At 42.6% G+C, this 6,582-nt stretch carries 10 protein-coding genes (1 of these 10 only partly in view); 1 reads left to right on the top strand and 9 read right to left on the bottom strand.

The window, feature by feature from the left end:
• Nucleotides 1-80: 80 nt before the first annotated feature.
• Nucleotides 81-590 carry a nitroreductase family protein gene (locus tag BK009_RS07730; RefSeq protein ID WP_100907030.1) on the bottom strand — a complete coding sequence of 170 codons (510 nt, stop codon included), beginning with the start codon at nucleotides 588-590 and terminating at the stop codon, nucleotides 81-83.
• A 176-nt stretch (nucleotides 591-766) separates the two neighbouring features.
• Nucleotides 767-1,567, bottom strand: a complete 801-nt coding sequence (locus BK009_RS07735; RefSeq protein WP_100909738.1) for a nitroreductase family protein — start codon at nucleotides 1,565-1,567, stop codon at nucleotides 767-769.
• A gap of 153 nt (nucleotides 1,568-1,720) precedes the next feature.
• Between BK009_RS07735 and BK009_RS07740 the strand changes: the two genes are divergently transcribed.
• Nucleotides 1,721-2,164 (top strand): MarR family winged helix-turn-helix transcriptional regulator, encoded by a 444-nt coding sequence (locus BK009_RS07740; protein ID WP_100907031.1) that lies wholly within the window; start codon nucleotides 1,721-1,723, stop codon nucleotides 2,162-2,164.
• Nucleotides 2,165-2,238: 74 nt separating this feature from the next.
• On the opposite strand, the gene BK009_RS07745 is transcribed toward BK009_RS07740, so the two are convergent.
• From BK009_RS07745 to gatB, 7 genes are all read right to left on the bottom strand, one after another.
• On the bottom strand, nucleotides 2,239-3,393 hold the full coding sequence (locus tag BK009_RS07745; RefSeq protein WP_100909342.1) for an aldo/keto reductase: 1,155 nt from the start codon (nucleotides 3,391-3,393) through the stop codon (nucleotides 2,239-2,241).
• Nucleotides 3,394-3,494: 101 nt separating this feature from the next.
• Nucleotides 3,495-3,767: a flavin reductase family protein gene (locus BK009_RS12665; RefSeq protein WP_236950968.1), complete on the bottom strand. Its 273-nt coding sequence runs from the start codon at nucleotides 3,765-3,767 to the stop codon at nucleotides 3,495-3,497.
• 110 nt (nucleotides 3,768-3,877) lie between these two features.
• The gene (locus tag BK009_RS12670; protein ID WP_236950969.1) at nucleotides 3,878-4,057 is read right to left on the bottom strand and encodes a hypothetical protein; all 180 of its coding nucleotides are present in this window, start codon (nucleotides 4,055-4,057) and stop codon (nucleotides 3,878-3,880) included.
• Between the two features lie 163 nt (nucleotides 4,058-4,220).
• On the bottom strand, nucleotides 4,221-4,508 hold the full coding sequence (gene hisE, locus BK009_RS07755) for a phosphoribosyl-ATP diphosphatase (protein ID WP_100907034.1): 288 nt from the start codon (nucleotides 4,506-4,508) through the stop codon (nucleotides 4,221-4,223).
• Nucleotides 4,505-5,308, bottom strand: a complete 804-nt coding sequence (locus BK009_RS07760) for a CBS domain-containing ParB/RepB/Spo0J family partition protein (RefSeq protein ID WP_100905541.1) — start codon at nucleotides 5,306-5,308, stop codon at nucleotides 4,505-4,507. Before BK009_RS07760 ends, hisE begins: the two co-directional genes overlap by 4 nt.
• Nucleotides 5,286-5,555 carry a DUF504 domain-containing protein gene (locus BK009_RS07765; protein WP_100907035.1) on the bottom strand — a complete coding sequence of 90 codons (270 nt, stop codon included), beginning with the start codon at nucleotides 5,553-5,555 and terminating at the stop codon, nucleotides 5,286-5,288. The genes BK009_RS07760 and BK009_RS07765 overlap by 23 nt, the downstream gene beginning before the upstream one ends.
• Nucleotides 5,556-5,694: 139 nt before the next feature.
• Nucleotides 5,695-6,582 carry the 3' portion of an Asp-tRNA(Asn)/Glu-tRNA(Gln) amidotransferase subunit GatB gene (gene gatB, locus BK009_RS07770; protein ID WP_100905539.1) on the bottom strand. It continues 474 nt past the right edge of the window, so only the last 888 of its 1,362 coding nucleotides appear in the window; the start codon falls outside the window, past its right edge — the gene reads right to left on this strand; it ends in the stop codon at nucleotides 5,695-5,697.

The raw sequence follows: 6,582 nt of genomic DNA on the forward strand, positions 1-6,582 counted from the left end.
AACTCCAACATTTTTTAATGATTCTTATTTCCGTGTAATCCAATAAATGGCCCATTAATGATTCCATCATTGTTGATTCATCACCATTGCTGGTAACGCACCAGTTCATCCAGGTCCTTCCGGGTTTTAGTCCCTGTTTCATCGGCAGGATATCCCAGTGGAGTGAATAAGAGAGGTTCCACTTCATCCGGTATTTTAAGAACTTCTCTAGCTGCTTCAGCATCGAAAGCTGCTATCCAGCAGGTTCCTAGTCCCAGGTTAGTGGCTGCCAGTATTAGATGGTCCATGGCAATGGCGGTGTCCACATCCACGTAGTTACGGCCATCTCGACGGGTCCATGACTCTGATTTAACAGCACAGGCACAGATAACCAGAGGTGCCAGGCTAAACCAGTCCGCATGGTAAACACGTTTCAACTCATCCTTTCGACCTTCAGTTTTAACCACTATCAACCGGAAAGGCTGTTTATTGGCCGCAGTTGGTGCCAGTCGTGCAGCATCCAGTACTTTTTCCAGTTTTTCATCTTCCACTGGCCTGGACTGGTAACTGCGTACACTGTGTCGTTCCTTAATCAAATCCTCGAATTCCATCTATACAACCCCTAAATCTTTGTACACTTCTTACTGAAAATATTTTTAATTCCCAGTTCTCCATAAAATTTTTCTATTTATTATTATCTATTTTCTTCCACTTCAATTTACCTTTAAAAAATTGAGTGCAGAATAATTACTAAGTGTTTTTTGAAATAATTTATTCATCGATTTTTTTATTCCCACCGTATTTTCGGCTGGTTTCTTTCCGGTATTCTCTGGTGCTGATATTTAGGATACCCCACCATGAATGGGTATATCACTGTATTTCTTTCTGGAACTCCCAGTACATCCTTAAGTGGAGGGTGCTGATTACAGGCAATATTCAATATACCAGCCCAGCAGCCACCCATTCCAAAGGAGGGTAAGGCCAGGTCAAGGTGAGTTAGGGCGATTATGCCATCGGTGAAGGCCATGTTATTTTCAGAATGGGCATGGGCCACCACCAGGCATGGTGCTTTTCTGAGGATGGGATCCATCCCATTTTCCCAGCTTTCAATCATGGAATCCAATGGCATTATATCTTTAATGGGAGAATCTCCCTTTGAAACCTCGTTCATCCATTCCATGGTTCGGGAGCTTATCTGGTTCACTTTATCTGGATCGTTGATCACCGTCCATTCCACTGGCTGGCCATTGGCAGCAGATGGTGCGTATCTAACAATTTCAAAGATCTCCTCCATTGTTTCCCTGGTTACAGGTTGGTCACTGTAATGGCGGATTGATCTTCGCAATTTCATGTGGGATCCCATTTCTTCAGGAGTTATGGTGAATTTCTCGTTCCCCTCTATTTTAGATTCACGGAATCCGCCTATTGCTCCCTCTGGACATATTGCCCGGCAGTGCCCACACTGGCAACAGAAGGCTTCTGCTGTTTCAGGGATTTCTGGCAAATCATTCATTTGTATCAGGTTCATTGGGCATTCCCGGACACAAGAACCACATTTTATACATATATCGGTGTTTAAATCTTTCATGGTCACATTTTTCCCCTATTTGATCTTTTTTGCTTGGGATTTTTCAATTAACACCAAACTATAGTTGTATGTACAAGCAATAATATATAAAGATTACCTAAAAAATCTTAATAGAAAGGAAAGAACATATTTGAACTTGAGGTGCCTTCCTTCATGAATGAAAAAAAACAGTGCCCCACCATGTGCAGTTGCCTGTACTTCACCAGTAATAAACTTAACCGAATCCTTAACAAAATGGCGGAGGAGGAATTTCTGAAAACCGGTCTTTCACCCTCACACGCCCTGACCCTGATGAACATTAACTACCAGGCTGGCCTTTCCCAGAAAGAACTCTCCCAGATCATGAATATAAAACCATCCACCACCACCCGCTTCATAGACAAACTGGAGGGTAGGGGGCTGGTTGAAAGAAAGATAAAGGGAAAATTATCCTACCTCTATCCCACTAAAAAAGGGATTGATCTCCAAAAGGAGATTGATAAATGCTGGGGAAGTTTACACCAACGTTACTCTGAGGTTTTAGGGCGTGAAGAAGGGGTTAAACTCACTGAACTAATTGATAAAACAGCCAGTGAATTGGAAAAACACATTTCTTAGTTTCTTTAAAAAAAATAAAAATATTTCTATTAATTCCCCTTAATTATTTTATATATACTACATTTGCCCCATATTTAATTTCCCATCTTACATACCACCTTTTTCAGTTCCTCCCGGATGGCAAGGTGCTGGGAACATAATTCTTCACACAATCCGCACTCCAGACAATTACCGGCCCTTTCAGTGTCCTTTAGCATGAAGTAGTACTGATTTTTAACTTCAGAATAATCTTCAAACATCCCTGCCTGGTTCAGATAACTAAGACATTGGGGGATGTTTATCCCACTGGGGCAGGGCATGCAGTATCCACATTTACTGCATTCCACACTGATTTTACCCTGATAAACCTCTTTAACCTCTTCCATCAAATTCCTTTCCAGAGATGTGAGTGAGTGAGGCAGACCATTTTCAGCAGTTTGCAGGTTTTCCTGCAGCTGTTCCAGAGTATTCATACCACTTAGAACCACACTGATCTTTGAGATGTCCCAAAGATAACGGAAGGCCCATTCAGCAGGTGTTCTCTTCAAAGGAGAATCATCCCATATTTTCTGAACTTCCGGTGGGACATAATCTGCCAGAACACCGCCTTTGAGTGGTTCCATGATCACCACCCCTAAACCTTTCTCTGCTGCGTAGTCTAGGCCCTCTTTACCGGCTTGAATATTCTCATCCAAGTAGTTGTACTGTATCTGGCACATATCCCACTGGTAAGAATCCAGCACTTCCTTAATGAAATCTGTTTCATCATGAGATGAGAATCCCGCATATTTAATCCTCCCATCAGCTACTGCATCATCTAAAAAGTCCAGAACACCCAGATCCTCCAGGTGGAACCATTGCTTCTCTTTTAAAGAGTGGAGAAGATAAAAATCAATATAATCCGTTTGCAAGCGTTTGAGCTGTTGTGTGAGGAAGTTTTCCATGTCTTCCTCATTTTCCAGTCGCCACGTAGGTAGTTTGGTGGCAAGATAGACCTCATCACGCCGGCTGCTTTCAGTAAGGTATTCTCCAAGAAAGATTTCACTGTTTCCTCCATGGGAAGTGCTGATACCATGGTAAGGGTAAGCAGTGTCCATATAGTTTATTCCCTGATCTAAAGCATAATCCAGAAGATTGGAAGCTTTTTCAACATCTATCTGAACATAGCTACCCCTAATTGGCAGCCGCATACATCCAAACCCCAATATGGAAACTTTTTCCCCGGTTTTGCCCATTTCACGGTATAACATAACATGTCCTCTACTTAAACTAATGGTTCAATCAACTGATAACTAATAATAAGTTAACTTAATTTGGTTAAATTATTACTACACTTTAAATTTAATTAACCTTATTTAATTAATTCTCGCCCTATATTCCAAGCTTTACCCACCTTCTCTTTAACCGTCCAGTAATAATTATCAGGCATGGTTAGAAGTAAGGGGTTTAATTTGCCCAAGTCTGGTATCCCCTCGGTGAGGATTTTTTCATCAGCATAAGTGGCGATTATTTCCCCTATAAACAGGTTATGGGTTGGCATTTGGTAAACATCAACCAGTTTGCATTCCAAAGAGAGGGGACACTCCTTTATTAGTGGTGCGTCTTCCAGTTCGCCGTATTCCACTGTGAAAAGAATGGATTTGTCTTCTTTTCATCCGGATACCAACCCACAATAATCAACTTCCCGCATCATATCTTCAGTGGGATAGTTAATGCTGAATGCATTATTTTCCATTAGAACTGATTTGTGAGATGGGCTTTGTTTACCCCGGCAATTAGAAGAGGTGGATTTCCATTAGCCCTACTTAACCATCCTAATGCCATAAAATTAGCTGTTTCCCCATGTGTAGTGCCCAAGAGAGTCACTGGCATGGGATAAACAAAACTGTTATTACCTAGATTCGTTTTCTCCATTTGTATCACCCAAGTTATAATTTGTATGTACAACCAATATATAATTTTATTGTTTTATTTGGGTATTCTCATCACAAGAATTCAAACCCAATTTAAAAAAAACTTATTTGTTGCATCACCAGGTGAAGCATAGAAAAAAAGAAAAATATGGTATGATCCGTCATTAACCCCTTCTTTTCTCGAATTCCCGGAACAATTCGTCCAGGTCTACTCCCTTATACACCAGGAGGAGAAGAGTGTGGAAAATGAGGTCTGCAGATTCATAAACCAGGTCTTCATCATTTTTAGAGGCTATGATGACCTCGGCAGCTTCTTCCCCGATCTTCTCCAGGATCTTATCCTCTGCCTTTTTATCATCATCCTGCATGATCCGAGAAGTGTAAGAGTCAATTGGGTGGTCCCTTCTATCTTCCAGGACCTGATAAACTTCTCTGATGATTCCATCATTCATTTTTTGATCTCCTTGATATCCTTACGCAACGGACCAGTTATGGCTATAAGAGGGTGCTGGGCATCATCAATAATCTCAATATCCTCAAAGGAGTAAATACCCTCCTTATCTGCGGTTTTTTCCATTCCCATCTTTATATCCTGATCCAGAGCTATAACGTAGGAGTCTATTTCCTTGTATCCCAGTTTACGGGAGGCTACTGTCCGGTGATGTCCATCCACCAGTATGTAACGGTTACCTGTTTTTACCACTATAGTAGGTTCTGCCAGTCCCCTTTCAAGTTCGTAGGTACGCCCTTGAAGTTCATCAGCGTAGACCCGGTTCTGAGTGGGCCTTAAACGATCAATGGGGACTTTCTCATGAACCAGCCGGGTTCTAATGTTGTAGAGTTGTTCCAGTGTCTTTTTAAAGTGGTTCACTTTCATGGGAGTGGAACGCTCTATATGAGAGCGTACAATGTCGGTGTTGGTTATTATACCCACTAACATACCAGTTTCACTTATAACTGGCATTCGGGAGATTCCCATGCGGAACATGACCCTGGCCGCATCATTGAGGGACATGGACTGGTCCGCTACCACCACATCGGTGGACATGATGTCCTTCACCTCGTGGACCCAGGGTTTCAGTAACAGGTCAAAGGCGGTGACCATGCCAATGACTTCCCCATCGGTTTTAACTGGGAAACCATCGTGCCCGGTCTGTTTCATGAGCTGGATCACTTCAGCATTGGGTGTGTCCGGGGTGACAGTTATTACCTCCCGGGTCATGTAATCTTTAACCAGAGTTGACGTGGTCATCTGAACCTCCTATTTTAGGATTTTTATCCCATATAAGTTTGTTATCACATTCTATTCTTATTATGCGATGATAAGGAACCATAGCTCCGTCAACCATAATCATAAATCCTCCTTCTAAAGTTTGAATATCAGTGGCAGGGATGGTTTTAAGGTCGCCTGCACTTCCCCGGTGCAAATAGGTGACCTGGCAATTTTCCATGTTCATTTCCGGATGCCATTTTAGCATGTCCAGGATTCTCTTGGCCATTACTACTAACCTCAAATTTCTGGGGATGGCACTTTGAGATCTTTGGTTATCCTCAAAAGTGTTCTCACTCGAAAGTTTCTTTTAAATCTAAAAACCTGAACTTGAAAATTCTAAACAATTTCATACCTGAATGTAATATTCATTCCCGGGTCTTAAGTTCCTCTACAACCATCTGGTTGGTCTTTGCCGGATCTGCTTTACCACGGGTTAGACGCATTACCTGCCCCACCAGGAAGTTCAGGGCCTTGGATTTGCCCTGAAAGTAGTCAGAAACAGCTTCTGGATTCTCGTCTATGGCTTGTTTCACTGCAGTCAGGACAGTGTCATCTTCCACTACCCCCACCAGTCCCATTTCCTCGGCAATTAGGCCTGGCATTTTAGGGTTTTGGGGTAATTGTTCAATGATCCTCTGACCAGCTTTGGTGGTGATCTTCTTATCTTGTAACAGGGTGAGTAACTCCACCAGCTGGGCTGTGGTTATTTCACTTTCCTTGTAGTTGAGTTTGTTGTAGTAGAGAATCCGTTTGAGTTCATCCCTCATCCACAGTGCCGCGAACTGAGGATCTACTTCTTTGGCTACTTCTTCAAAGGCATCAGCCAGTTCCAGTTCCGAGGTGATGACCTGGGCATGGTCTTTTTTAATACCATATTCAGTTACAAATCGTTCTGTTTTTATGTGGGCTGGTTCTGGCATTTCCTCTCTTATGATTTCCACCCGTTCTTCCTCGGCAATCATTGGTGGTAAGTCCGGGTCTGGTATGTAACGGTAGTCCTCTGCCTCTTCCTTGAGACGCATTGGCACGGTGATCATCTGTGATTCCAGGAAGGCACGTGTTTCCTGTTTTATTTCAATACCTCGTTTTATTAGGTTCTTTTGTCGTACCATTTCAAACTGGAGGGCCTTGTAGGCTCCTTTAATGGAGTTCACATTTTTGATCTCCGCCCTTTTACCCCCCTCCATGGAGATGTTCACATCCGCCCGCATGGTACCTTCTCCACGGGCACTTCCACTGTACTCCAGAACCCG

The sequence above is a fragment of the Methanobacterium subterraneum genome (genome assembly GCF_002813695.1).
In the GTDB taxonomy this organism is placed as follows: domain Archaea; phylum Methanobacteriota; class Methanobacteria; order Methanobacteriales; family Methanobacteriaceae; genus Methanobacterium; species Methanobacterium subterraneum.